Origin of the sequence: Nocardia sp. MH4 (assembly GCF_019266065.1) — a bacterium.
GTDB lineage: Bacteria > Actinomycetota > Actinomycetes > Mycobacteriales > Mycobacteriaceae > Nocardia > Nocardia canadensis.
Map to the genome: position 1 here is coordinate 1 of NZ_LPNR01000098.1, position 23,237 is coordinate 23,237.

Here is a 23,237-nt window from a genome sequence, read left to right on the forward strand (position 1 = left end):
GCGCGGAAGTGGTTGCTGCCCTGCAGAATTCCCTGCTCACCGGAGAGGACGACCAGTGCGGGTGCGGCGCCGAGCGCGGCGGCGGCCGCCCACACGCCGACATGCAGTGCCCCGGCGACCACCGGAACGAGCACCACGGCGACCGCGGCGACGAGCGCGGCGCACCGCCACTGCATCGCGCGCACCGCCCGCAGGTCGGCGCCGCGCACCACCTCGCGCGCCACCACGTTCTGCATGGCGAGCGCGGGCACGGCGCACAGCAGCTGCACGGCGAGCAGGCTCGCGAACTCGCTGTACCCGGCGACGCCGAGCCAGCGGCCTGCGAGCAGTTGCAGCAGGTACCCGGCGACGTTGGCGGTCATCGCGCCGGCCGTCACCCAGGTCAGGTCAGCTACGACAGGGGGGCGACGGACCGAGGACACGCCTCATCGTCGCACCTCGACGGCCCTCGCATCACCAGTACCCCGAAAATGTGAGTCCGACCGGACTCACCTTGGGTGTCCCAGCCCGTCGGCACCGGGAATCCGGGCCGCCTCGCTCGTGGCCACGACTCGATCGAGGCAGGCGTCGACGGCCGACCGCATCACCCCACGACGGTCGGCGGACCGGGTCGGCCCGCCGGGCAGCGGGACGGGACGTAAGGTGCACTGGCGTGACGGGAGATAGGCGTGTGCGGGCCTGGGTGGCCGGATACTGCGCACTGCTCGCGCTGATCATCGTCGGACCGCTGGCCGGGTCCGGCTATCTGCTGCTCCGCGACGCCGTCAGCACCCCGCGCTCCTACCTCACCGATTCCGCCCTCGGCCTCGGCGCCGCCGCGCCCCGCGCCGTTCCGCAGGACGCGTTGCTGGCCGTCCTGTCCCCGCTGATCGACGGCGGCCTGCTGGTGAAGGCGATTCTGATCGTCGCCCTGTGGGCCGCCGGTTACGGCGCCGCCGTCCTCGCCCGCGAGTTCCTCACCGCCTCGGCCCCCGCCCAACTGGTCGCCGCCACCCTCGCCCTCTGGAACCCTTTCATCGCCGAACGCCTCCTCCAGGGCCACTGGAGTCTCCTCGCCGGCTACGCCGCCCTCCCCTGGACCGCCCTGGCCGCCGCCCGCGTCAGACAAGCAACCCGGCGCGATCGCTCGCACTTCGTCGACGGACCACACTTCCCTACCACCGCGAACCCGCGCGGGAACACGACCATGAGCGGCGATGCGGACGCGCACTCGGCCGCAGAAGCGAGTCCCGTTGCGGGGAGGCCCGCCGAGGCACAGCGCGAAAGCTCGAGCAGCGGCGGATCAGGGGCCCAGGTGGAGCCCGGTGGCAGCGGCGGATCAACAGCCCAAACGGAACCTGACGCCCCTGGAGGACTCAGCCGGGGTGCGGCGATCGGCGCGTGGGCGGCCCTGACGGCCGGTTTCGCGGCTGCCGGGCTGACACCCACCGGATCGCTGCTGGCCGCGATCATCGGGCTCGCACTGGTCGGGCGTCGAGCGTTCCTCCCCGCCACTGTCCTGTGGATCGCCACCTGCGCGCCCTGGCTGACGGCGACGGCGCTCGGATCGGGGGCCGAGCCGTCGGATCCGGCGGGCGTGTCGGCGTTCGCGGCCCGCGCCGAGCCGTGGCTCGGCACGCTGGGCAGTCTGGCCGGGCTCGGTGGCATCTGGAACAGCGAAGCGGTGCCCGCCACCCGGACGACGCCGTTGGCGCTGGTCGGCACCCTGGTGCTGCTCGGCATCGTCGCGCTGGGCGTGCGCGCCGTGTGGGCGCTGGGCCGAAACGGTCAGGCCCTGCTGGTGATCGCGGCGGTGTCGATCGTGCTGCCCGCACTCGGCGCGACCGGCCCCGGCCTCGCGATCGGCGAATGGCTGGTGGTGCACATCCCCGGCGCCGGCCTGCTGCGCGACACACAGAAGTACGTGGCACTGGCGATGCCCGCCTACGCGCTGTGCGCGGCGGCCGCGTGCGCGACGGTTCTCGGCTGGACGCGCCGAACACCACCGGCACGACAGGAGCCGACGGCGCGACGGACGAACCCGGGGACCACGAACCCCACCGGCCCTGGGACCACCAACCACGCGGGCTCGCCAGCCGACGGCGTCCCAACGCATCGCGGAACATCCACTGTTGCCGCACTTCTCATCGCTCTCTTGATCCTCCCGCTGGCCGACCTGGCTTGGGGAGTGGGTGGCGAGATGCGGCCGGTGCGCTACCCGGCGGGGTGGGCGCAGGTCGTCGAGCGCATGGACGAACCAGGGGATGTCGCGGTTCTCCCCGCCGGGATGTTCCGCCGATTCCCCTATAGCGGGACAGCTCCCGTCCTCGATCCGGCGCCGCGCATCCTGCCCGACGACGTCCTGCAGACCGGCGAACTCCGGGTCCGTGGCTACGCCGTCAACGGCGAGGGCAACCGGGCACGCAGGGTCGAAGACGCGCTGCTCCGGGGCGCGACCCCGGCCGAGATCGCCGCACTCGGCGTCGGCTGGATCGTCGTGGAACGCACCACCCCCGGCCCGCTGGGCGAATCCGGGAAGACGCTCGCCGCGGCGGAATCGGCATATCAGGACTCGGATCTAGCGCTGTACCGGATCGCGGGTGCTACCCCCACCGACATCGCCACACCCACCCAACGATGGATTTCGGCGGCAGCGCACCTGCTGTGGGCGGCCCTGCTGATCGGCGGACTACTCACCGCCGCACTGCTTCCGCGAATCAGCCTTGGGCGGGCGGTGCGACCAAACCGGTGACGAAGGCACCGCGAGCGGCGGCGGAGAGCACCTCGTAGACCCCGGAACCGGTCTGCTCCCAGGAGAATTCGCGCGCACGAGCCCGCGCCTTCTCCCCCATCATCAGGCGGGTGTCCGGATCGGCCAGCAGGTCGGCTGCCGCTTCGGCGAGGGCGGGGGCGTCGTCGACCAGCAGCCCGGTGACGCCGTCGACGATGGAATCGGTGAGGCCGCGCGAGCTGCGGTAGCCGATGGTCGGCACCCCGTGCTGAGCCGCCTCGATGACTGCCAGTCCCCAGCCCTCCTTGCGGGAGGGCATCACGTGCACCCACGCGGTCGACAGGATCTCGTGCTTGCGCCGCTCGTCGACGTGGCCGTGGAAGGTGACGGCGTCGGCGATGCCCAGCTCGTCGGCGCAGGCGCGCAGGTTCGGCGCCCACCAGCCGTCGCCGATCACGTCGAGGTGCACATCGGGGAAGCGCGCGCGCAGCGCGGCGACGGCGGTCAGCGCGTCCTCGATCTGCTTGTGCGGAACCAGGCGCGACAGCACGGCGATGCGCGGGTGGGTGGCGCGGGTGTCGTCGGCGCCGGGGACGACCTCGGCGGGGACCGGCTCGGCACCGTTGCGGACGACGGCGATGCGCTCGCGGTCGACGCCGAGCACGGCCAGTTCCTCGGCCGAGGGCAGCGACACCGTCAGGTACTGGTTCTCGCGGTGCACGCGCGGGGAGAGCCGCGACTCGATCCACCAGCCGATCCGCCCGACCAGTTTGCCCGCGACCGGCCACTGCTCCCGGTGGCCGTGGTGCACCAGCACCACTGAGGGCACGCCGGTGGCGGTGGCGAAGAAGGGGATGCCGTTCTGGGTGTCGATCACGACGTCGGGGCGCACCCCGCGCAGCGGGCCGATACCCATCCGACCTGCGACGATGGCGGCCAGCGCGCGGGGGTAGACGGTGAAGCGGCCGCCGGCGCGGCTGATGTCGATGCCGTCGATCCGCTCCCGGCGCGGGGCACCGGGATACCCGGCCGTGCGCAGCGTGACCTTGATGCCGCGCGCGGCCAGCTGGGCGCCGACCTGCTCCAGGTACCGCTCGCTGCCGCCGCCCTGCGGGTGCCCTGTGTCACGCCAGCACAGCAGGAGGACTTCACGCACGGTCGGGGCTCGCAATCGGGTCGGCGGAGGACAAAGGTCGGCACCCACCCTAGCGGGTGTGGTCTGCGCGACACATCCGTATCGCCGCGTCCGTCCACTGTGTCCGGCCGGACCACGCGATCGGCCCCGGTGACACTGCCCATAAACTCTGGCCGTGCCGACCGCATCCCCGCCGAGAACCGAGCAGCCCGTCCAGCGCCGCGACCAGTCCAGGTTCGCGCGCCGCGCGACGCTGCGCCGCTCGCTGCGGCTGCTCACCAGCTTCCGGTTCGAGCAGTCCGACCCGGCCAGGTTCTACGGCGGCATCGCCACCGACAGCGCCGACCTGATCGGCGACTTCTATGCCGACATCACCGGCCGCGACCTCACCGGCACCGTCGTCCTCGACGTCGGCGGCGGCCCCGGGTACTTCGCCGACGAGTTCACCGCGGCGGGGGCACGCTACGTCTCGGTCGAGCCCGACCCGTCGGAGATGCACGCCGCGGGCCTGCGGGTGTCCGGCTCGGTCCGCGGATCGGGGATGGCGCTGCCGTTCCGCGACAACGCCTTCGACGTCTGCTTCTCCTCGAACGTGGCCGAGCACGTGCCGCATCCGTGGGTGATGGCGGAGGAGATGGTCCGCGTGACCAAGCCCGGCGGCCTCATCGTGTACTCCTACACGGTGTGGCACGGGCCGTTCGGCGGTCACGAGACCGGCCTCTGGCACTACCTCGGCGGCGAGTACGCGGCCCGCCGGTACCGGCGCAAGCACGGTCGTGAACCCAAGAACAGGTTCGGCAGGTCACTGTTCGCCGTGACCGCTGCCGACGGTTTGCGCTGGGCGGCAACGACTTCAGCCGACGTACGGACGGTCTTCCCCCGCTACCACCCACGCTGGGCGTGGTGGCTGGTCCGAGTTCCGGTGATCCGCGAGCTACTCGTGAGCAACCTGGTGGTCGTGGCCACCAAGGGTGATCAGGCCAGCCAGCTCAATCGACGGGACCGGCGGACCGGCTCGGGTAGCGCGGCGGCCCACGGCGACTCCTGAATCGCCAGGCCCACCGTCTCCAGCGTCGTCAGGCCGACCTGATCAGCGAGTGCCCCGACCATCGCGACCGCCTCAGCGGCCTGAATGGCGGCAGTTGCCTGCTCGATCGTGAGTGTGCGGCCGGGCAGGAATGACACAACCCATCCCCCGCTGCCTACACTCTTCGCTTGATGGTCGGTCTGGTCGCTGGTCATCAACGATCGGCCGATCACTTGCACAGCCATGAGTCGGTCTCCCCAATTCGCTGTAAAGGTCTGATGAATCGAGCGAGCTGATCAGTAGCTAAAGCATCCCCTTTTCAACAACAGAACGCAATAGTGCGTTTACCCGAAAAGCGAACCGACAGGTTGGAATTCGCCCTGTTCACAGTCGTTGCGGGACAGCGAATTAGAACGTGTTGCAGACAACCCGGCCACAAAACTGTAACGTGTTCTTATGCACTACGACAGTCTGTTCATCGGCGGGAAGTGGACCACCCCTGCCGGTAGTGACCGCATTTCCGTGGTCTCACCCGCAACGGAGGAGACCGTCGGCAGCGTGCCCGCGGTAACGAAGGCCGATGTGGACGCCGCGGTCGCCGCGGCCCGCGACGCCTTCGACAGCGGACCGTGGCCATCCACACCGCCACTGGAACGAGCAGAGGTGCTCACCAAGGCGGCCCGACTGATCGAGCAGCGTTCGCCCGAGTTGCTCGCCGCACTCACCGCGGAGATGGGCGCGCCTTCGTTAGCCGCCTTGACACTCAACCAGATTCCGGCCGTCGCCGCGCTGGACGCCTGGGCGGCACTGGCGAAGACGTTCCCGTGGAACGAGACTCGCACCGGCCTGTTCGGAACCTCGCGCGTCTCACGGGAACCGCGCGGCGTCGTCGCGGCGATCACCGCCTGGAATGTCCCGATGTTCCTCGCCGCGAACAAGCTCGGCCCCGCCCTGCTGGCCGGCTGCACCGTGGTGCTCAAGCCCTCGCCGCTGACCCCGCTGACGGCCAACCTCCTCGCCGACATCTTCACCGAAGCCGGACTCCCGGACGGTGTGCTGTCGGTCCTGCCCGCAGACGCGGCGGAGAGCGAATACCTCGCGAGCCACCCCGGCGTGGACAAGGTGACCTTCACCGGCAGCACCCCGGTCGGCCGCAAGCTGGCCGCGATCGCGGGCGAGCAGCTCAAGACCGTCTCGCTGGAGCTGGGCGGCAAGTCGGCCGCCATCGTGCTCGAGGACGTCGACCTGGCCGCCAGCATTCCCGTTCTCGCGTTCTCCGGGTTGATGAACAGCGGGCAGGGCTGTGTGGCGCAGACCCGCATCCTCGCCCCGCGCAGCCGCTACGACGAGATCGTCGACGCGCTGGTCGCGCACGTCAAGACCATGCAGACCGGCGACCCGACCGATCCGGCCACCCAACTCGGCCCGCTGATCAGCGAGAAGCAGCGCGACCGGGTGGAGAGCTACATCGCCAAGGGCAAGGAAGAGGGCGCGCGACTGGTCCTCGGCGGCGGCAGGCCCGCGGGCGTCGAGCGCGGCTGGTTCGTCGAGCCGACGATCTTCGCCGACGTCGACAACTCCAGCACCATCGCCCAGGAGGAGATCTTCGGCCCGGTGCTCTCGGTGATCCCGTACGAGACCGAGGAGGAGGCGATCGCCATCGCGAACGACTCCGACTACGGCCTGGCCGGTTCGGTGTGGACCACCGACATCGAGCACGGCGTCGAGATCGCGGCGAAGGTGCGCACCGGCACCTACGCCATCAACTGGTACGCCTTCGACCCCACCGCGCCGTTCGGTGGGTACAAGAACTCGGGCATCGGCCGCGAGAACGGGCCCGAGGGCCTCGACGCGTTCTGCGAGCAGAAGTCCGTGCTGATGCCGATGGGCTGGACGCCCGCGAGCACCGACTAGTTCTCCGGCATCTGCACCCGCAGTACCGGCTGTCCGGCCACTTGACCCCGGGGTGGCAGGTCGACCACGTCGACCCGCCACCCCGGCGGCAGTGCGCGCTGCAGACGTCCTGCCACCCGTTGCAGGGGAGTGCTCGAGTAGGTGTCGGACCCATATCCGGTCACCACATCGGTCATGCGTGAACCACCTCTCAGCGTCGATCTCATCGGGACCGCGTCGGCGGTGCTGGAGTCTCGAAAGGGAGTTAGCTCGGATGGTGCGACGAACGGAGGAGCCTGACCAGGAATATAGGTCACGACTCCCGCCCAACGGCAGCGACCCTCTGACATCGAAAGATGTACCCAGAATCGAGTCGGGGAAATCGTCCGCGCCGGAATCTGTCCGGAAACTCATAGTTCGCTTGTCCAGTTCATCACCGCCCATCGCCCCGAAAACCACGGCGAAATCAGCACACTGACAACGCGATCAGTGCCGCAGCGAACGGCGGTACGCCGAGGGCGTGAGCCCCGTCGCGGCGCGCAGATGATCACGCAACGCCGTCACACTGCCGAACCCCGCGCGCTGCGCGACCGTCTCGACCGGAAGCTGCGTGCGCTCGAGTAGCTCGCGGGCCCGCCCGAGCCGTTGCGCGTCGAGCCAGGCGCCCGGGGTGGCGCCGACTTCGGCCTTGAAGCGGCGGATGAACGTCCGCTCACTCATCAGCGCGTGCGCCGCCAGGGCCGAGACATCGGTGGCGGCTCGGGGATTCGCCGCCGCCCAGGTCAGCGTCGCGGCCAGACCGCTGCGGGGATCCGGGCCGCCCATCGGCCGCGGGATGTACTGGGCCTGGCCGCCCTCGCGGTGCGGCGGCACCACATTCCAGCGGGCGAGGTCGGCGGCGGCCGCCGCGCCGAGTTCCCGGCGCACCAGGTGCAGGCACAGATCCAGGCCCGCGGACAGACCCGCCGAGGTGAGGATGTCGCCGTCGTCGATGTAGAGGGCCGTCGGATCCAGTTTCACCGCCGGGTAGAGCTGGGCGAACTGGTCGCAGTAGCCCCAGTGGGTGGTAGCCGGGCGATCATCGAGCAGGCCCGCCTGGGCCAGGACGAAGGCGCCGATACAGATGCTGGCGATCGTCGCACCCCGCTCCGCCGCCGCGCGCAGGGCGTCGAGCACGGGCTCGGGCGTGGGCAGCGTCGGCAGGCCGATGCCGGGCACGACGATCAGATCGGCCTCCGCCAGCAGCTCCAGGCCGTGCTCCACCCGCAGGTCGAAGCCGTTGGGCGTCCACACGGGACCGGGCCGGACGCCGCAGGTGCGCATCGCGAAGCCGACCGGCTCGCCGGTGACGCCGGGCCCGTGCCGGAACGCCTGCACCGCGCAGGCCAGGTCGAACGTCATCACCCCGTCCAGCGCCAGCGCGGCGACCTCGATCATGTCCCCAGTTTGGCATGTATCCACGCAATGCTGGCATTCCCGCCACTTCACCGGCCCGGTCCGCTCCGCGACACTCGACGGACACCGCGAAACACGCGTCGGAGGAGATCGACCATGCTCACCGTGACACCCGCCCTCGACTGGGACTGGGCCACCCACACCGGCGGGAATCTCACCCCCGCCCAGCGCCGCGCCCTCACCGTCGGCTTGCTCCGCGTCTCACCCGCGCTGGTATCCGGCCGGCTCCGGCAGGCGCTGGGCCGTCGCGGCACCGGGCGGCTGGCGCTGGCCGAACTGCGTCTGCCCGACACCGCGCTCGCCCGGGCTGCCGAAATCGAGGCGCGCGAACAGCTCTCGGACACGATGCTGGCGCACTCGTACCGCACCTACTTCTTCGCACGCGCCCTCGCCGAGCTCGACAGCGTCGACTACGACGACGAGATCGGCTACGTGGCCAGCCTGCTGCACGACCTGAAGCTCGAAACGCCCACTCCAGGTAGATGTTTCGCGGTGGTCGGCGGTGAGACGGCGAACGATTTCGCGGTCCGCCACGGCGCGCCCGCCGACCGTGCCGAGGCGATCGGCGCGGCGATCGCGGCCCACCTGAATCCGGACGCGGCCGAAAACCTCGGCGAGCCGGGCGGTTTCGTCTCCGCGGGCGCCTCGGTCGACGTCCTGGGCCGACGGCTGGCCGACCTCGACGCCGGCTTCGTCGACGACCTGCTCGTGCGGCACCCACGTCAGGACTTCAAGCGACACCTCATCGCCTGCTTCACCGCCGAGGCCGCCGCCGTCCCCGCGGGCCGCGTCCACTGGCTCACCGGCGCGGGCTTCCTGCCGATGATCAGGCACTCGCCGTTCGCCGAATAGACGAAACCGCCCGTACCGAACGCGGTACGGGCGGTTCGCCGTTCAGGGGGCGGATCAGCCCAGGCGCTCCTTGAGGGCCTCGAACTCGTCGCGCACGCCCGAGGGCAGCTTGTCGCCGACGAACTGGAACCACTCCTCGATCGACGGGATCTCGTTGCGCCACTCCTCGACGTTCACCGCGAGGGCCTCGTCGACATCGGCGACGACCACGTCGAGGCCTTCCAGGTCCAGGTCGGCGGCCGACGGGACATTGCCCACCGCGGTCGCCTCGGCGCCCGAACGGCCCTCGATGCGGCCGACGATCCACTCCAGCACGCGGGAGTTCTCACCGAATCCGGGCCACAGGAAGCGGCCGTCGGTGCCACGACGGAACCAGTTGACGTAGAAGATCTTCGGCAGCTTGTTCGCGTCGGCGTTCTTGCCGAGGTTGATCCAGTGGTTGAGGTAGTCGCCCACGTGGTAGCCGAGGAACGGCAGCATCGCCATCGGGTCGCGGCGGACGGTGCCGACCTTGCCCTCGGCGGCGGCGGTCTGCTCCGAGCCCATGGTGGCGCCCATGAACACGCCGTGCTCCCAGCCGAACGATTCGGTCACCAGCGGGACGGTGGTCTTGCGGCGACCGCCGAACAGGATCGCCGAGATCGGCACACCCTGCGGGTCGTCCCACTCGGGGGCCAGGATCGGGCACTGCGACATCGGGGTGCAGTAGCGCGAGTTCGGGTGCGCGGCCAGGGTCTCCGACTCGCGGAGGTACCAGTCGTTGCCCTTCCAGTCGATCAGGTGATCGGGCTCGCCCTCGAGGCCCTCCCACCACACATCGTTGTCGTCGGTCAGGGCGACGTTGGTGTAGACGGTGTTGCCCGCCTCGATGGTGGCCATCGCGTTGGGGTTGGAGCTGCGGTTGGTGCCCGGCGCGACACCGAAGAAGCCGAACTCCGGGTTCACGGCGTAGAGCCGGCCGTCCTCACCGAACCGCATCCAGGCGATGTCGTCGCCCAGGGTCTCCGCGCGCCAGCCCGGGATGGTCGGCTGGATCATCGCGAGGTTGGTCTTGCCACAGGCGCTCGGGAACGCGGCGGCGACGTAGTAGTTCTTGCCCTCGGGCGAGATCAGCTTGAGGATCAGCATGTGCTCGGCCAGCCAGCCCTCGTCGTGGGCCATGGCCGAGGCGATGCGCAGCGAGTAGCACTTCTTGCCGAGCAGGGCGTTGCCGCCGTAGCCGGAGCCGAAGGACCAGATCTCGCGGTCCTCGGGGAAGTGGGTGATGTACTTGGTGTCGCTGCACGGCCACGGCACGTCGGCCTGGCCCTCGGCCAGCGGGGCGCCCACCGAGTGCAGCGCCTTCACGAACGGCTTGTCGGTGCCCAGCTTGTCCAGCGCGGCCTGGCCCATGCGGGTCATCACGCGCATCGACACGACGACGTACTCGGAATCGGTGATCTCCACGCCCAGCTTGGGGTCCTCGGCACCGAGTGGGCCCATGCAGAACGGCACCACGTACATGGTGCGGCCCTTCATCGAGCCGCGGTACAGCTCGGTCATGGTGGCGCGCATCTCGGCGGGGTCGACCCAGTTGTTGGTCGGACCGGCGTCGGCCTCGGTCTTGGAGCAGATGTAGGTGCGCGACTCGACGCGGGCGACGTCGGACGGGTCCGACAGCGCTAGGAACGAGTTCGGCTTCTTCTTCTCGTCGAGCTTCTTGAAGGTGCCCGCCTCGACCAGCTGAGTGGTCAGGCGATCCCATTCCGCGTCGGAGCCGTCGGCCCAGACCACGCGATCCGGCTGAGTGAGCTCTGCGACTTCCTGTACCCAGGCGAGCAGTTCACTGTGCTCGGTCGGCGCGGTGCCGTCGGATCCACGAAGACCAGGAATGGTCGCTGAGGTCATGAAAACTCTCCTGAGATGGGCGGTTCTTCGATGCGAAGTCCATCGATCGCCACCGGGCGGGAAGGCGTCCGCAGCGAACCAACCACCGCACAACCCCAAATGGACGGCGTACAGCGACGTCCATGGACGGAGGCCGCGCATCGACTGGCACGGAGCGGACGCCCAGGTTCCTGGTTAAAGGTTAACGCGATATGACGATCGATACGGAATCGGGTTCCCTAATAACTACCCACAGGTCGATCACCCAATCTCGGCCTCGGCGCGTTCCAGCGCGGCGAGGTCTCGCTCGCACGCCGCCAGCTGAGCCGGGCGCTCGGCGACGAGGCGCCGCGCGAGGCTGTCCAGCTCCCCGACCCGGCGGTCGACCGCGACCGCGCGCGCCGTCGATTCCCGGATGACGTGCTCGGCCAATTCTGCCTCGACATCCACCAGAACCGCGGCGACACGCTGCTCCAGCTGGGCTTTCACATTCACCAGCGCCTCGGCCACCCACTGCGAGAGGTGGTTGCGCTCGGCCAGCTGACCCCGCGCGCGCACCACCCAATAGGCCGCGCCCGCACCGAGCAGCAGCGTCACCGGGACGCTCGCGGCGTCCAGCGCGGGCACGAGCGACAGCGGCGCGACGACCAGGCGACCGAGGCCGACGCCAGCCGACGCGCCGAGCGCGATCATGAGGTGATCTTCGACACCACGGTGCCGCGGCTCGGGCTCGGGGCCGACCTTCGGGGCCGGATCGTGCCTGCGTGCGGCGGGTGCCGTGGTGCCGACGCGGCGCGCGGTCTCGATGACTCTGGCGTCGATCGCGGTGTCGACCGCCACCGACAGCTCGGCGGCGGCCTGCTGTAGTCGCTGTGGGTAGGCGCGCAGCTCGGCGCGGTCGCAGCGGTCGAGTTCGGCGCGCGAGCGGGTGTGCAGGGCTCGCACCAGTGCGCCGACCTCGGTGGTGAGGTCGACGCGGGCCAGCTGGACCTGGCTGCGCACCGCCGACAGGCCGGTCTGGCGGCCGCCGTCGCGCTCGGCCAGCAGCGCGACCCGTTCCGCCCGCAGCCGGGTCGACTCCGCGCCGGACCGCAGCGCGGTGACCTGCTCGGTGATCCTGGCCCTGGTGTCGGTGAACACCCTGGTCAGCACGACCGAACGGCGCGCGGTGCCGTCGGTGGTCCGGTGCGCCGTCGCCGCGGCGAGCGCGGCGTGCAGGGCCGCAAGGCCGGAGCGGTCGAGCAGGGCGGAGTCGTCGGCGGCGCGGGCCGCGGCGGACAGGCGGGCCGAGACCGGCAGGATCGGCAGGTCGGTGACCCCGCGGGCCGCGAGCAGGGCGAGGCTGCGCTCGCGGATCGCCTGCCAGTCCTGATAGGCGTGGAAGCCGTTCATGGCGAGCACGATCCGCTGACCGGCGGCGCGCAGGCGCTCGATCAGGACCAGCATGTCGGCGCCGAGCACGCTGCCCGCGTCGAAGACGATCAGGGCGGTGGGCGGATCGGCCGACGCGGTGACGGCGGCCGGATCGGTCAGGTCGACGCGTGGTTCGAAGCGGGCCAGCTCGGTGCGCAGCAGGGTGGTGTTGGCGTCGTCGACCGCGTAGAAGGCGACGGTGGAGCCGGTGCCGGCCTGGTCCATCGCGCGCAGCAGGGCCGAGCCCTGCGGATTCCACCGCTCGACGACGGCGGCGAGCTCGTCGGACAGCGGCGGGTCGGCCGGTTGGTCAGAGCCCGGCACTTGTCATCCGTTCCCAGGCGCGCACGTAGCCGTTGTGCACGCGCAGGGCGGCGCGGCGGGCGGCGGGCGGCATATCGCTGGAGACCACGGCCCGCCAGCGGGACGCGCGCGCGAGCGCCTCGTCGGCGTCGGCCGGTGCGGGCGAGGGGTAACCGGCGGCCAGGTGGGCGACCTGCGGGCAGGCCAGTCCGGCGCACAGTCCGGCCCACAGCGCGTCGTCACCGGCGAGGTACTGCTCGATCAGCTCGCGGGCGTGGCCGCCGTCGGCGGGGACGGCGCGCGCGGCGAGGCGGACCAGCTCGTCGAGCAGTTCGCCCCCGCGCACCGCTTCCACCTGCTCGTAGCGGCGGTGCACGAGCCGGTGCAGCGGGTCGACACCGCCCGCCGAGTGCAGGATCTGGATCAGCGCGGCCGAGGTCAGATCGGGGTCGGCGCGCAGGGCGGTGAGGGCGCAGTCCACGCCGTAGAGGTCCCAGTGGGCGATCAGCCGCCTGCGCGCGTCCTGATCGGAGCCGGTGCCGATGAACAGATCGGCCGACAGCACCGACGGCACATCCGGGCCGACCGCCAGGCGACGCAGGTCGGACAGGTCGGCCGCGTCCACCGCGCCCGCCCTGGTCCGCGCGGCCACCGAAGCGACGACGGGCACGACCGGCAGCCCGAGTTCGCGCGCGGACCGCTCGGCGGCCGCGACCGCGTCACCCCAGCGGGCCCCCACCGCGTCGGCCTTGTTCAGCACCACGACCCCGCGCCCCGGCGGCAGCGTGGCGAGCACGCGGTGGTCGGCGGCCTGCGGCGCACCGGCCAGGACATAGACGACGAGGTCACCGTCGAGCACCGGATCCGGCTGGTCGGGCTGATCGACCGGCGCGGTCTCCTCCGCCGACAGCAACGCCAGCGCCCGCAGCACGGTGGACCGCCCGCTCAGCGCCCGTCCCGCGACCTGGATGTGCAGCGGCCTGCGCCGCCGCGCGACCGCGGCGGCCAGCTGCTCGGCGATCGCCGGATCGGTCCCCCGACCGGTCCGCAGCGCCGAGATCAGCTGGTCGAGCTGGTCAGATGTCCGTGACTGCGCGGATTCGGTGACTGTCGACATTCTGCGCACCCCCTTTTCGGAGGGCATTCTGTCAGATCCGGGGGTCGGCGGCCGTCGGGAACCGTCTGCCGACCTGGGGCAACACCGCCGCTACACCGCACCGATCCCCGGCGCGCGGTCCGGGCGGGCGCACGCGCCTGCGACGTAGCTCCGCGCATGCTGGACAATGGACGGCGTGAACGACGCCGCCAACCACCCTGTCGAGTCGGTGCCGGGGCAGCCGTCCACCGGCTCGGCCCATCCCAAGCTGTCCGAGATACCGCACGAGGCGGGCCGCCGCTCGACCACGGGCTCCCGGCTCTATCCCCGCGTCACGAGCTTCCGCTCGCGGCGCGGCGCGCTGACGCCGAATCAGCAGGTCTCCTGGGAGCGCACCTGGCCGGTGATCGGTCGCGACGTCGCCAACGAGCCGCTCGACGCCGACGCCTGGTTCGGGCGCAGCGCTCCGCTGGTCATCGAGATCGGCTGCGGCACCGGTACCGCCACGGCCGCGATGGCCCAGGCCGAACCGCACCTGAACCTGATCGGCATCGAGGTGTACCAGCCGGGTCTGGCCCAGCTGGTCTGCCAGATCGAGCGCGAGGAGATCGGTAACATCCGGTTGCTGCGCGGCGACGCTGTCGACGTGCTGGAGAACATGGTTGCCCCGGAGTCGCTGACCGGCGTCCGCGTGTTCTTCCCCGACCCGTGGCCCAAGGCCCGCCACCACAAGCGGCGGCTGCTGCAGGCGCCGACCTTCGCCCTGATCGCCAGCAGGCTGAAGCCGGGCGGCGTGCTGCACGTCGCCACCGACCACGCCGATTACGCCGAGCACATCCTCGAAGTAGGCTCGGCGGAACCGCTGCTCACCGGCCTGAACGACACCACGGGCGGCGACAGCGCGGCCAACCGCGTCACCGCGCCGATCGGTTTCGAACGGCCCGTCACCAAGTTCGAGGGCAAAGGCCTGCGTGCCGGTAGCGCCATCAACGAGTTCATATGGGGGAAGATCGACAGATGAGCGTGAGTGAGATCGCCACCGAGATGCCGGATATCGCCCAGGGAGCAGCCGGCAGCGAGGCGTTGAGCAGTTCCGGCTCCGATGTCCGACGCGTCCTGCTCGTCTGGGACGCGCCGAACCTCGACATGGGACTCGGCGCCATCCTCGGTGGTCGTCCCACCGCCGCCTATCGTCCCCGTTTCGACGCGCTCGGCCGCTGGCTGCTCGCGCGCACGGCCGAGCTGTCGGTCGGCGCGAAGGGCCGCATCGAAGCCGAGGCCACCGTCTTCACCAATATCGCTCCCGGCACCGCCGACGTGGTCCGGCCGTGGGTCGAGGCCTTACGCAACGTCGGTTTCGCGGTCTTCGCGAAACCGAAGATCGACGAGGACTCCGACGTCGACGCCGACATGCTGGCGCACATCGCGATGCGCGAGCGCGACGGCGGTCTGGCGGGCATCATGGTGGCCTCGGCCGACGGTCAGGCCTTCCGCGAACCACTGGAAGCCATCGCCGCCAAGGGAATCCCTGCTCAGGTTCTCGGTTTCCGTGAGCACGCGAGTTGGGCGGTGACTTCCGATACTCTCGAGTTCGTCGACCTCGAGGACATCCCGGGAGTATTCCGGGAGCCGCTACCGCGGGTGAGCCTCGATTCGCTGCCCGACGAGGGTGCCTGGCTGCAGCCTTTCCGGCCGCTGTCGGCACTACTCACGTCTCGCCCTGGTCAAGGAGTCGCTTAAGTGTTCACCCGCTGGGGCGATCTGGTCTATCGGTTCCGCTTCGCCGTCATCGGTGTGGTCGGTGCTGCCATGTTGGCGCTGGGCGCCTACGGCACGGGTCTCGGCGATCGCCTGACGCAGAGCGGCTGGTTCGACCCGGGCTCGGAATCGGTGCAGGGCGCGCAGATCGCCGACGGCGCGTTCGGGCGCGATCACATGGCCGATGTGATCGTGATGTACAACGCCCCCGAGGGCAAGACGATCGACGACCCGGATTTCCAGAAGAAGGTCGTCGACAACCTGACCTCGCTGGTCGCCGAGTATCCCGATCAGATCGGCAAGATCAACGGCACCTACTGGAAGGTGGGCGACGCGCCCTCCGCGCCGTCGGCGTTCGGGTCCAAGGACAAGAAGCACGCGTTCGCCTCGATCGCCATCGTCGGTGACAACGACTCCACCAGCATGGCCAACTACCGGGTGGTGGCCGACGCCTTCTACATCCCCGGCGTGGACGTGGAGGTCTCGGGCCTCCAGCCGCTCGGTGTCACGCTCAACGACACCATCGCGCACGACACCAAGCGGATGGAAGTGCTGGCGCTGCCCGCCGTGGCGATCCTGCTGTTCTTCATCTTCGGCGGCATCGTCGCGGCCGCGCTGCCGCTGGTCATCGGCGGCCTGACGATCCTCGGCGCGACCGGCCTGGTGATGGTGCTGTCCAACTTCACCGAGGTCAACTCGTTCGTCACCGGCGTCGTCTCGATGATCGGTCTCGGCCTCGCGATCGACTACGGCCTGTTCATCGTGAGTCGCTTCCGCGAGGAACTGGCCGAGGGCTACGACACCAAGGCCGCCGTGCGGCGATCGGTGGTCACGGCCGGGCGAACGGTCGTGTTCTCCGCGACGATGATCATCGCCAGCCTCGGCGGCGTTCTGCTGTTCCCGCAGGGGTTCCTGCGTTCGGTCGCCTACGGCACCATCGCGACCGTCTCCCTCGCCGCGCTCACCGCGGTGACGATCCTGCCCGCCATGTTGGCGGTGCTCGGTCCGCGCGTCGACATGCTCGGCCTCAAGCGATTCCGCAAGAACAAGACCGCCGAGCAGATCGAGAACGGTTTCTGGGGCAACCTCACCCGGTGGGTGATGAAGCACCCGCTCAAGATCGCGATCCCGGTCACGGTCGGCCTGCTGTTGCTGATCATCCCGGTCAAGAATCTCGCCTTCGGCGGCATCAACGAGAAGTACCTGCCGCCGGACAACGAGACCCGTGTCGCGCTCGAGCACTTCTACGAGGTCTTCCCGCAGAAGAAGACCGACCCCATCCAGCTCGTCTTCGTCGTCGGGTCCGGCGACAAGGCCGACACCGACGCCATCGGCCAGGTGTGGAAGCAAGCCAACCAGGCGCCCGGTCTGGTCGGCCCCTTCAGCGTGCCGTCGAACCCGCAGGACAACCGGACGATCTATCGGACCTCGGCGACCCTGGTCGATCCCACCGGCGGCGCCGAACCGACCATCGACTATCTGCGGTCGATCGAGGTCCCCGACGGCGTCGAGATGTACGTCACGGGTCAGCCCGCGCTCATGGCCGACAGTATCGACACGCTGCTCGGGCTGATGCCGTGGATGATCTTGATCGTGCTGTTCAGCACCTTCGTGCTGATGTTCCTGACGTTCGGTTCGCTGGTGCTGCCGATCAAGGCCGCGTTGATGAGCGCGCTCGGCCTCGGCTCGACGCTGGGCATCCTGACCTGGATCTTCATCGACGGCAACGGCTCCGGGCTGCTGAACTTCACCCCGCAACCGATCAGCGCGCCGGTCTTGATGCTGATCATCGCGATCATCTACGGCCTGTCGACCGACTACGAGGTCTTCCTGCTCTCCCGCATGGTGGAGGCGCGCGCGCAGGGCGCGTCGACCACCGAGGCGGTACGGATCGGCACCGCCCAGACCGGCCGCATCATCACCGCCGCCGCGTTGATCCTGCTGGTGGTGACCGGCGCGTTCGCGTTCTCCGACATGGTGATGATGCAGTACATCGCCTACGGCATGATCGCGGCGCTGTTCATCGACGCGACCGTGCTGCGCATGCTGCTGGTGCCCGCGATCATGAAGCTGCTCGGCGACGACTGCTGGTGGGCGCCGAAGTGGATGAAGCGGATCCAGGAGCGGATCGGCCTCGGCGAGCCCATCCTCGACGACGAGCGTCCGCAGAAGGGCGCCGTGGTCGACCTGGTGAAGACCACGCCGATCACCGATCCGCCGACCATGCAGATGACGGCGGTCCCCGACAGCAAGCTGGCCAAGACCCCGCGCCGCCCGCGCACGGTCGCCGAGATCGAGGCCGAGGCGCCGACCGCGCACCTGGACAAGATCACCGACCACACCGACCCCGCCGAGCCCGCCCGGCCGCGGCCGCCGATGTCGCCCGATCCGACGCGGCCACGCGCGCCGATGCTGTCCGGTGAGCCGACCCGCGTGCTCCCGGTGGCCAAGCCCGGCGCCGAACCGCCCGCGCCCGCAGCGGATTCGGCCGCGAAGCCGCCGGAGCACCCGGCGCCGCCGATGTTCACCAGCGGTGAGCCGACCCAGATCCTGCCGGTCGTCAAGCCCGGCGCCGAACCGCCCGCGCCCGATGACGCGGCGCCCGGACCGGATGCGCCGCGCGGCGACGCGGGTTTCCGTGCGCCGGAGGCGAATTCCGGTGTGCCCGGTACCCCCGGCGACTCCGGGGTGATCGGTGGCGACAGCACCGGACCCGCGACCGACGGCGTCATCGGCGGACTCGACCCGTCCCCGAACGGCCGCGATTCCGCGCCGCCGCGTGGGTCATCACGAGTGCAGCCGCCCACCGGCTATCCTCCGTCCGCGCCGCGCGTGTCGACTCCGGGTGACGCGTCCGGATTCGGCGCGCCCACCGAGGATTCCGGCGCGCGGCCGAGCATCGTGCCGCCGACCCGGCCGAGCATCGTCAACCCGCAACCGCGCGGTGTGGTGCCGCCGCCCGCGCCGAGCATCGTCAACACGCCGCCGCCCGGTGTCGTGCCGCCGCCCGCGCCGAGCATCGTCAGCCCGCCGCCGCCGAGCATCGTGACGCCGACGCCGCGACCGGTCGAGCCGCCCGCCGGTGGGACGTTCAGCGGATTCACCCCGCTGACCGGCTTCGAGCCGACGGCCCGCGAGGAACAGCCGGAGCCGGAACCGCGCAGCACCGCGTCGCCGGGCGACGATCTGTCCGTGGCGCCGGGGGCGCATCGCGCCGACCCGCCCGCGGCCGATGACGTCGCGCGCCCCGAGCAGGCCGACGAGCCCCGCGGCGTCTTCGGTACCTCGGTGCCGGTCGAACCCCCGCGTCCGACCTCGCCGTGGAACGGCAGCCCGGCCGCGGCGAGCGGATTCACCGCCCCCGAGCCGGACAGCGGTCCCCGGTTCTCCCCGGTCACGCCGTCGCCGGAGCAGGATCCGGTCCGGCCGGTGCGTCCGCAGGTCGCCCCGCCCGGTTTCACCGCCGTCCCCTCCGGCGAGCCGACCCCGGCGGCCGAGCCGGCACCGGCACCCGATCCGGCACCGCGGGCCGAAGCTCCGGAGCCGCAGCCGAACCCGGGCCAGTGGCGGGCGCCCGACGGCTTCACCGCCGTGCCCGCCCCGGAGGTTCCGACCACGCCGGAGCGTCCGGCGGACGACCGTGCCGCCGCCGAAGCCGATGAGCCGCAGACGGACAACCGCAACGAGATCGAGAACTGGATGGCCCAGCTGCGCTCCTCCCGGCGCGGCACCGCCGCCGACGAGGGTCGCCACACCGGCAACGAGGGCCGCACGGTCAGCGTGAACGAGCTGCTGCGCCGCCGCGACGACGACACCGACTGAGCGCGGCCACGACCGAAGAAACCCACGGCGAGCTTCCGCCGTGGGTTTCTTTCGTTCCGGGGGTCAGCCGAGCGGGGTCGGCCGGGTAGGTCCCGCGTCCGCGAAGGCCCGTGCGTAGCGGGTTCCGGTGAGCAGCAGCAGCATTCCGACCACCAGGAAGGCGGCGACCCGGACCAGGCCCGACAGTGTCGACAGATCGAACAGGAACAGCTTGGCCAGCGCGGCGGCCGCCACGAGCAGGCCCGAGACCAGGCAGACCTTGGCGACGGCGGGCGAACGCGACAGCCTGCGCAGACCGTAGAACAGCGAGGCCGTCGCGGCGGCCATCCACACGATCGTCGCGATGCTGTGGCCGAGGACGAAACCGTCCGCCCCGCCGAGGGATACGCCCACCGAGACCGCCGCGACCAGCACGTAGTACAGCCCGGCCACGCTCACCGCGATCCAGACCCCGGTGACGAGCGCCTGCTCGCCCCAGCCCCGCACCCGGGGCACCGTCCACGCCACCATGGCGGCGACACCGAGCCCGAGGACGGCGGCCAACGCGGTGGCGATGTCGAGTCGCTGATCCGCGAGGCGGTGCAGCGCCAGGGTTTCCGGCGAGGCGATCGCCAGCAGGACCAGTCCGCCGAGCGCGGCGAAGGCGATGCCCAGGCCGGCGCTCACCCGTGTCCGGCTGGTGGCCGCGACCGCCAGGAAGGCCAGGGCCACCGTCGCGAGCGCGATCGGCAGCAGGTGCGGCTCGCCGCCGGTCGCGGTGATGCAGGTCAGCAGCAGGGAGGCAGCGCCGGTGAGCGCGGCGACCAGCGCGGTGTGCCGGGGGATCCCCAGCCGGTCGAGCGCGGGGACCAGCGAGGTCGCCGCCGGACCGAGCAGGACCACGGCCAGGGTGCCGGTGATCGCGGCGTTCACGGGACGGTCGAACAGCAGTGCCGCGGCGAAGACGGGCAGTGCGGTGAGCGCGATCGTGACGCTCGCGGTGATGTCGCCCGGCCGCCGCCGGACCACCAGCAACGCACCGGCCAGCCCGACCACCGCACACGCGAGGGCCGCGGCCAGCAGCCCGGCACGCTCCTCGACCTCGTCACCGGCGATCGCCGCCGACAGCCCGCTCAGCGCGATCATGCTCAGCGCCGCCAGCACCACCGGCAGGGTCCGGGCCACGTGCAGCACCGGCCATTCCCGGCGCATCTGCACCGGCACACCCGCCGCCTGCAACACCACGAGGAACCCCAGCAGCATCAACTCGGTCGTCAGCGCGGGCGACAGCACCGCCGCCCCGAGCACCACCCCCACCGCCAGCGGCTGCGACTGCCACCGCATCGCGATGCCCACTCCCGCCAGCGCGACCCCCATCGCCACCGCGAGCCCGACCCCCGGCGCGACCCAGTGGTAGTAGCCGGTCACCGCGACCACATCCAGGTACGCACCGGCGATACCGGTGGCCACCAGCGCGATCGCGCCGACCCGTCCCCCCGGACGCCCGAACACCCGCCACCCCGCCGCGACCAGCCCTACCGAAAGCGCGCCCCCGGCAACCACTCTCGCCACCGGTCCGAAGAACCCCGCCTGCGCGGCCAACACCAGCAACATCAGCACGCCGATGAGCGTGACCCCGACCCCGGCCACGGCCAGCGCCCGCGAAATCACCCCTTCCCGCTGCCACCACGGTGTCCGCGGCTCCCGAGCCACCGGCGGTGCCCACGCCCGGCCACGCGGCCCAGCCCCATACCCGGGCGCGCCTCGCCAAGCCCCGTACGATGGCGGCGACATCCACTGCGCCCCAGGCATTTGCGGAGCAGGCCGGTATTCCGGCGCCGATCCCGGCCCACCTGCCACCGGCACCGCACCGGGTACCTGGTGTCCGCCCGCGGGCCCGGGCACCTGACCACCGGCGACCTGCCCACTCGAGAAGGGCACGCCCGCAGGCACTTCGGCGCCACCGACAGCCCTGCCCCCCGGGCCCTGCCCACCGGTGGTGGGCACGCCGCCCGGAACCGGAAAGCCCCAGCTCGGAGCATGACTCGATGTCGCTGCGCCGGCATCGCCGGGAACCGCGACCGGCCCGGCGCCTTCACCCGGGACCGAGACCCGCGTCGCGGCAACCGCGGCATCACCGGCCGCGCTCCCCAGGTCGGCCACGCCTTCGGCTCTCGCATCGGGCGAGTGTCCGCGCGACCCCTCCGCGCTCGCGGCGACCTCGGCATCGCGTTCGGCCGGATACGGTGCGCCGACGGGAGTCACGCCACTGGTCGGCGCCGCCGGACCGGGACTCTGGGCGAAGCCGGGGTACACCGCGGTCCCCCGGTTCGCGGCGGTCGCACCCGCGATCTGCCCCTGCAACTGTGCGCGCAGCACCTCCAGGTCACCGCCGAGCCGGCCCATCTGGGCGCCCAGCGTGGTGAACTCGCCCGACAGCCGGGCGACGAGCGCGGGATCGATCGAAGTACTCATGTCCTCATCGTCGGCGCGCGGACCGCGCGGGACATGAGTAGAAACCCCTGCCGGGGTGCCTGTTCCTACCCGAAAACGGTCAGGAGCCGAGGAAGCGACGCCACTGGACCATGAGCGGGTACTTCGCGGTGACCGAGCCGAAGCGGACGCGGCCGTGGACGACCAGGTGCAGCGGGCCGATGGGCGGTCCGGTGCGGACCTTGTTGGTGACGCCGGAGCCGATGAGCTCCAGGCCGTTGAGGTCGACGGTGGCGGCGGCGGGGACGAGCAGGGTGAGGCCGCTGAGGTAATCGTCGACCTTGATCTCGACGATCTGGGTCTGCATGACCGCCTCGGTGAAGTCCAGCGTGACCCCGGAGAGCAGGTTGTTCAGGTGCAGCACCGGCGGCACCTGCCAGGGGCCGCGACGGTGCACGCCGGAGAGGCGGCTGCGGATCAGGCCGGGGATCGAGCCGCCGGGCGGGATCGGGCGCGGCCGCGGCATCGCGGCGGGTTGCGGCGCGCCGGCCACCCGCATGCCGGGCAGGTCGACGAGCACCACGTTGAGTTCACCCCGGGTCTTCGCGGCGAGCGCGGTGTCCATGCGCTCGGTGAACTCGCCGAGGGAGAGCATGCCGAGGCCGACGGCGCGTTGCAGCAGCTGGCCGACGTGCTCGCGTTCGGCGTCGGAGACGCGCAGGTCCCGGTCGCCGACGGGACCGGCCGTCGGGGCGCCGGGGACGAAGAGGGATTCGGGACCGCCCATGTCATCGAGGGTAGCGACGGCGACGCCCCCAGCGCATCAGGGCAAACCCCTATTCGAGTCCCTGTTCGATGGCGTAGCGGGTGAGCTCCACCCGGTTGGCGAGCTGCAATTTCCGCAGCGTGGCCTGCACATGGTTCTCGACCGTGCGGTGGGACAGATTGAGCCGCGAGGCGATCTGTTTGGCCGACAGCCCCTTGGCCACCATCCGCAGTACCTCGGTCTCCCGCTCGGTCAGCGACGGGCGATGCGGCTCGTCGGCGGCGGGCGGCGCGGTCGCCATCCGCCGGTACTCACCGAGCACGAGCCCGGCGAGACCGGGCGTGAACACCGGCTGACCGGCGGCGGTGGCCCGCACGGCGTCGATCAGCTCGGCCGCCGAGGCGCTCTTCACCAGATAACCGCTGGCCCCGGCCTTGATCGCGTCGAGCACGTCGTCGCGTTCGGCCGACGCGGACAGCACCAGCACCCGGCTGTGCGGGGAGACCCGCAGCACCTCGGCGGTGGCGGCGGCGCCGTTGCCGTCGGTGAGCTGCATGTCCATCAGCACCACGTCGGGCTGGACCGCGGCCGCGCGGCGGGTGGCGGTGCCGACCCCGTCGGCGGTGGCGGGGACGGCGAAACCGGCCTCGGTGAGGTCGCGGGAGACGCCCTCGCGCCACATCGGGTGATCGTCGACCACCATCACCGTGATCGCCTGGTCGGTCATCG

Annotated in this window: 16 protein-coding genes and 1 pseudogene; 7 read left to right on the top strand and 10 right to left on the bottom strand. The window is 71.1% G+C overall.

All coding sequences use genetic code 11. The features are described from left to right. A pseudogene (locus tag ATM97_RS14320) lies at positions 1–362 on the bottom strand (polysaccharide biosynthesis protein); the annotation flags it as partial. A gap of 290 nt (positions 363–652) precedes the next feature. Between ATM97_RS14320 and ATM97_RS34390 the strand changes: the two are divergent. Then, on the top strand, positions 653–2,731 hold the full coding sequence (locus ATM97_RS34390; protein ID WP_308248479.1) for a hypothetical protein: 2,079 nt from the start codon (positions 653–655) through the stop codon (positions 2,729–2,731). On the opposite strand, the gene ATM97_RS14330 is transcribed toward ATM97_RS34390, so the two are convergent. Then, complete coding sequence (locus ATM97_RS14330) at positions 2,697–3,866, bottom strand: glycosyltransferase family 4 protein (protein WP_218718508.1); 1,170 nt, start codon at positions 3,864–3,866, stop codon at positions 2,697–2,699. The genes ATM97_RS34390 and ATM97_RS14330 overlap by 35 nt on opposite strands. A gap of 154 nt (positions 3,867–4,020) precedes the next feature. On the opposite strand from ATM97_RS14330, the gene ATM97_RS14335 reads away from it, so the two are divergent. Both ATM97_RS14335 and ATM97_RS14340 read left to right on the top strand, forming a co-directional pair. Beyond that, positions 4,021–4,893 carry a class I SAM-dependent methyltransferase gene (locus ATM97_RS14335; RefSeq protein WP_218718509.1) on the top strand — a complete coding sequence of 291 codons (873 nt, stop codon included), beginning with the start codon at positions 4,021–4,023 and terminating at the stop codon, positions 4,891–4,893. Positions 4,894–5,328: 435 nt separating this feature from the next. Beyond that, complete coding sequence (locus tag ATM97_RS14340; protein ID WP_218718510.1) at positions 5,329–6,786, top strand: aldehyde dehydrogenase; 1,458 nt, start codon at positions 5,329–5,331, stop codon at positions 6,784–6,786. On the opposite strand, the gene ATM97_RS14345 is transcribed toward ATM97_RS14340, so the two are convergent. Next, positions 6,783–6,962, bottom strand: a complete 180-nt coding sequence (locus tag ATM97_RS14345; protein ID WP_218718511.1) for a hypothetical protein — start codon at positions 6,960–6,962, stop codon at positions 6,783–6,785. The two genes, ATM97_RS14340 and ATM97_RS14345, sit on opposite strands and share 4 nt — an antisense overlap. Before the next feature lie 289 nt (positions 6,963–7,251). Further along, complete coding sequence (locus ATM97_RS14350; RefSeq protein WP_218718512.1) at positions 7,252–8,202, bottom strand: GlxA family transcriptional regulator; 951 nt, start codon at positions 8,200–8,202, stop codon at positions 7,252–7,254. A 114-nt stretch (positions 8,203–8,316) separates the two neighbouring features. On the opposite strand from ATM97_RS14350, the gene ATM97_RS14355 reads away from it, so the two are divergent. Then, positions 8,317–9,072 (top strand): phosphohydrolase, encoded by a 756-nt coding sequence (locus tag ATM97_RS14355; RefSeq protein ID WP_218718513.1) that lies wholly within the window; start codon positions 8,317–8,319, stop codon positions 9,070–9,072. Between the two features lie 54 nt (positions 9,073–9,126). Here the strand turns inward: ATM97_RS14355 and ATM97_RS14360 are convergent, their stop codons facing one another. The 3 genes from ATM97_RS14360 to ATM97_RS14370 form a co-directional block, all read right to left on the bottom strand. Next, positions 9,127–10,959, bottom strand: coding sequence for a phosphoenolpyruvate carboxykinase (GTP) (locus ATM97_RS14360; RefSeq protein ID WP_218718514.1), 1,833 nt, complete (start codon positions 10,957–10,959; stop codon positions 9,127–9,129). 240 nt (positions 10,960–11,199) lie between these two features. Continuing rightward, complete coding sequence (locus ATM97_RS14365; protein WP_218718515.1) at positions 11,200–12,675, bottom strand: hypothetical protein; 1,476 nt, start codon at positions 12,673–12,675, stop codon at positions 11,200–11,202. Continuing rightward, on the bottom strand, positions 12,662–13,771 hold the full coding sequence (locus tag ATM97_RS14370; RefSeq protein ID WP_218718516.1) for a hypothetical protein: 1,110 nt from the start codon (positions 13,769–13,771) through the stop codon (positions 12,662–12,664). The genes ATM97_RS14365 and ATM97_RS14370 overlap by 14 nt, the downstream gene beginning before the upstream one ends. Before the next feature lie 166 nt (positions 13,772–13,937). Here ATM97_RS14370 and trmB point away from each other — a divergent pair, with 166 nt between their 5' ends. From trmB to ATM97_RS14385, 3 genes are read left to right on the top strand one after another with little or no spacing between them, the layout of a single operon-like run. Continuing rightward, positions 13,938–14,771: a tRNA (guanosine(46)-N7)-methyltransferase TrmB gene (trmB, locus tag ATM97_RS14375; protein WP_218718517.1), complete on the top strand. Its 834-nt coding sequence runs from the start codon at positions 13,938–13,940 to the stop codon at positions 14,769–14,771. Next, a complete protein-coding gene (locus ATM97_RS14380) occupies positions 14,768–15,490 on the top strand; it encodes an NYN domain-containing protein (protein ID WP_218718518.1) in 723 nt (240 codons plus the stop codon). Before trmB ends, ATM97_RS14380 begins: the two co-directional genes overlap by 4 nt. After that, entirely contained in the window at positions 15,491–19,330 is a 3,840-nt protein-coding gene (locus tag ATM97_RS14385; protein WP_218718519.1) for an MMPL family transporter, read from the top strand. A gap of 63 nt (positions 19,331–19,393) precedes the next feature. Here ATM97_RS14385 and ATM97_RS14390 read toward each other — a convergent pair whose 3' ends face one another. From ATM97_RS14390 to ATM97_RS14400, 3 genes are all read right to left on the bottom strand, one after another. After that, the gene (locus ATM97_RS14390; protein ID WP_255587753.1) at positions 19,394–21,784 is read right to left on the bottom strand and encodes a DUF2339 domain-containing protein; all 2,391 of its coding nucleotides are present in this window, start codon (positions 21,782–21,784) and stop codon (positions 19,394–19,396) included. A gap of 79 nt (positions 21,785–21,863) precedes the next feature. After that, a complete protein-coding gene (locus tag ATM97_RS14395) occupies positions 21,864–22,529 on the bottom strand; it encodes a DUF1707 domain-containing protein (RefSeq protein ID WP_218718520.1) in 666 nt (221 codons plus the stop codon). 49 nt (positions 22,530–22,578) lie between these two features. Further along, on the bottom strand, positions 22,579–23,235 hold the full coding sequence (locus ATM97_RS14400) for a response regulator transcription factor (RefSeq protein WP_218718521.1): 657 nt from the start codon (positions 23,233–23,235) through the stop codon (positions 22,579–22,581). Positions 23,236–23,237 lie beyond the last annotated feature (2 nt).

Excerpts from the sequence above, each read along its gene's own strand:
- ATM97_RS14400 (WP_218718521.1), bottom strand. The coding sequence starts at position 23,235 with ATGACCGACCAGGCGATCACGGTGATGGTGGTCGACGATCACCCGATG.
- ATM97_RS14390 (WP_255587753.1), bottom strand. The coding sequence starts at position 21,784 with ATGAGTACTTCGATCGATCCCGCGCTCGTCGCCCGGCTGTCGGGCGAG.
- ATM97_RS14360 (WP_218718514.1), bottom strand. The coding sequence starts at position 10,959 with ATGACCTCAGCGACCATTCCTGGTCTTCGTGGATCCGACGGCACCGCG.
- trmB (WP_218718517.1), top strand. The coding sequence starts at position 13,938 with ATGGACGGCGTGAACGACGCCGCCAACCACCCTGTCGAGTCGGTGCCG.
- ATM97_RS14370 (WP_218718516.1), bottom strand. The coding sequence starts at position 13,771 with ATGTCGACAGTCACCGAATCCGCGCAGTCACGGACATCTGACCAGCTC.
- ATM97_RS14380 (WP_218718518.1), top strand. The coding sequence starts at position 14,768 with ATGAGCGTGAGTGAGATCGCCACCGAGATGCCGGATATCGCCCAGGGA.
- ATM97_RS14350 (WP_218718512.1), bottom strand. The coding sequence starts at position 8,202 with ATGATCGAGGTCGCCGCGCTGGCGCTGGACGGGGTGATGACGTTCGAC.
- ATM97_RS14355 (WP_218718513.1), top strand. The coding sequence starts at position 8,317 with ATGCTCACCGTGACACCCGCCCTCGACTGGGACTGGGCCACCCACACC.
- ATM97_RS14340 (WP_218718510.1), top strand. The coding sequence starts at position 5,329 with ATGCACTACGACAGTCTGTTCATCGGCGGGAAGTGGACCACCCCTGCC.
- ATM97_RS14345 (WP_218718511.1), bottom strand. The coding sequence starts at position 6,962 with ATGACCGATGTGGTGACCGGATATGGGTCCGACACCTACTCGAGCACT.
- ATM97_RS14395 (WP_218718520.1), bottom strand. The coding sequence starts at position 22,529 with ATGGGCGGTCCCGAATCCCTCTTCGTCCCCGGCGCCCCGACGGCCGGT.